This is a genomic window from Shivajiella indica, assembly GCF_042683085.1.
GTDB classification, from domain to species: domain Bacteria; phylum Bacteroidota; class Bacteroidia; order Cytophagales; family Cyclobacteriaceae; genus Shivajiella; species Shivajiella indica.
In genome coordinates this window covers 1-2798 of the sequence record NZ_JBHUIV010000001.1, presented here as the reverse complement: position 1 = coordinate 2798, position 2798 = coordinate 1, and the positions used below count along the sequence as shown (strand labels likewise).

General features: G+C 57.9%; 2 protein-coding genes. Both read right to left on the bottom strand.

Translation table 11 applies throughout. The annotated features are described in order from the left end of the window. Positions 1-129: 129 nt before the first annotated feature. Positions 130-2505: an OmpA family protein gene (locus ACFSKV_RS00010; protein ID WP_380799422.1), complete on the bottom strand. Its 2376-nt coding sequence runs from the start codon at positions 2503-2505 to the stop codon at positions 130-132. After that, positions 2496-2798, bottom strand: a 303-nt coding sequence (locus ACFSKV_RS00005; RefSeq protein ID WP_380799420.1) for a type IX secretion system membrane protein PorP/SprF, incomplete at its 5' end; no start/stop codon positions are given. The genes ACFSKV_RS00010 and ACFSKV_RS00005, both read right to left, overlap by 10 nt.

Genomic DNA, 2798 nt, shown 5'->3' with positions numbered 1-2798 from the left:
CCGGGCAGCCTTTTCAGTAAATCAAATAGACCGTTTCTTAGTTTCCTAATTGCTTAGGGAAAAAATATTTTTTTATATCCTTAATTCTTTCATTCTTAATTCCTAATTCTTCATTCTTCATTCCCATTCTCACTTCTTCCTGCCCAGTCTCAGCTCCGTCCTCCTGTTCTGCTGGTGCATCGCCTCGGTGCAGTCTCCCGTGCTGCAGTCGTTCACCGGACGGCCCTCACCGAACCATTCGTGCTGCATCCTTGAGCCGTCCACACCCCGCTTCACCAGGTAGTCCATCACGCTCTTCGCCCTGCGCTCCGAAAGCGTCCTGTTGTAATCCTCGCTGCCGCGCTGGTCCGTATGCCCCCCGATGTACAGCTGAAGGCCATCCATCCTGCCCATCAGAACCGCCACACGCTCGAGCTCCTTCCTGTGGACCTGTCTCAGGTCCCACCTGTCAAAGTCAAAGTATACCGTCGGAACAGAGTTGATCTCGTCCTGAAGACCCTCGAAGAAGGACTCCCTGTCGCACACGTCCCTGCCCATCAGCTCTGCGGGAAGCTCGTACTGCTTCTCCGGATCCGGGAACGCCTCAAGCACAAGCTCGCTCCTCCTGTTCAGCTGGTGGTCAGGCTCCCCGCAGGGTACTCCGTCGCCGCAGCCGTTCACCAGGTCCTGCTCACCGTACCACTCAAGCCTCACCCTGTCACCCGGGATACCGTACTTCGACAGGTAACCCCGCACCGCGTCAGCCCTGCGCTCCGACAGCGACTCGTTGTACGCATCGCTTGCCCTCGAATCCGTATGCGAGCCCACCAGCAGGTCCATGAAACCGTACCTGTTCATCAGCTCGGCTACCTTGTCCAGTGCCGGCTCCGCATCCTTCCTGATCTCTGACCTGTCAAGGTCATAATAAACAATGTCCACATATACCGGCGTCCTGTAGGGGATCGCCGCAAGCCTGTATTCCCTGTACACCGTGTCGCCCGCAAAGCCCTTCGTGCTCAGGCTGTCGTCGGTGATGCTGAAGTAGCCCTTCCTGCCGATGCGCAGACTGAAGTCCGTCTCCGGGTCCAGATCCGCCAGAAGCTCTCCCCGGTCCCCCATTCGCGTCTCCAGCATGCCGCTGCCGTCACGCCTGCCCAGCTCCGCTTCGTAGCCCCCCGGGATAAGGTTCCCGTCACAGTCAACAACCCTGGCAACAAGACGCCTGTACAGGTCCTCAACCGTGTAGATGTCGTCAAGGCCAAGGCCCCCCTCCCTGTCTGAGGAAAGGTAGCGCTTCCCGTCCCCGGCAACCACGTAGGCAAAATCATCCCCCGGACTGTTGTACGGGATGCCCATGTTCATCACCCCCGTGATCTCACCGTTCAGGTGATCGGCAGTGAACACGTCCATACCCCCAAGGCCCGTATGGCCCCGCGACGAAAAATAAAACCTGCTCCCCGATCTCGATGGGTGGCTCTCGTTCTCCGCGGTGTTCACCTCAGGGCCCAGGTTCACCGGCGTGCCGAATTCCATCTCCCCGCTGTATTCCACATAATATATGTCATAGCCGCCGTAGCCTCCCGGCATGTCCGACGCAAAATAGATACGCTTCATCTCCGTGTCAACATACGGGTTCATCACACCGTAGGACACATGGTCGTTGTACGGAAAGGCAGTACTCCCCGTAATGTTCCCGTCAGCGCCAAGCTTCCCGTAGTAGATCCCCGGGTAGTTCGTGAAGTCCCTGCTCCCCTTCAGCTTCGTCCTGGACACGAACGCCGTGTAGAACACCGCATCGCCGCCCTCCATCAGGGCAGGGTCGTTCATGTGAAGCACCTCCGCCAGGTCGGTCACCAGGACAGATACCCTACCGTCGCTGCCGTAGCCGTACAGCCTGTAAAAATCGCGCCCCGTATAGCTGTCACGCTCCGTGCTGAAAATGTTGTTCCTCGCGTCAAGCCTCACTCCCGGCCTGCTTCCCGCGGACTGTCCCCCACGGTCGCTGGCAAAGTACAGCGTCCCGTCAGGGCCCACTGAGGTGCCGTAGTCCGAACCGTCGCTGTTCATCCCCGCCTGGACCAGCTTCACGTTCGCACGCTGTCCGTAAAGGGCACGGATCCCCGCAAAGTCGATCTCCGGAAAATCAGCCTCCGTGTAACCGCCCGCCGACAGCAGCGCGCCCATCTCCTCCCACTTCCCCGCACGCACCGCCGAGTTCAGGTAGCCCAGGTACTCCGCCCGGCCAGAACCCTCAAAGGACACCGCCTTCGACCACCATTCGTACGACTTCCCGTAGTCACCCAGTTTCCCGTAGGTCTCCGCAAGCTTGACCGCCGTCGAAAGGCTCTCCTTCTTCGAGTACGCATCGCCGTAGGCCTCCGCCGCCAGCGCATAGTTCTCCAGCCCGGACTGCTTGTCCGCATAGTTCAAAAGTGCACGCTGGCCAAAAGTCCCCTGCGACAGCAGGAGCATGCCCGTAAGGGCCACAAATAATGTCTTATAATGTCTTGTCATGATCAGAACCATCTAGGGTTTTTCAATTTAACACTTCTTGCCGAAAGATAATAACCCACCGATATTTCGTGCGAATTGTTCCTGTAATTCTGAAGTACGTTCATGTTGTGGTCGTAGGCATAGCCTATCCTCAGGTTGTCCGTCGCAAAGATCTCCGCGATGAACGCAAACGCGTTGCGGCCGTTCAGGTTGTCCTCCAGGTTGTCGTTCCAGATCTTCACGTTAGAACGGTACGAACCGCCCAGCCACAGACGCTCCATGAACAGGAACATCCCGTTAAGATCGTAGGACGTCGGCGCACCCTT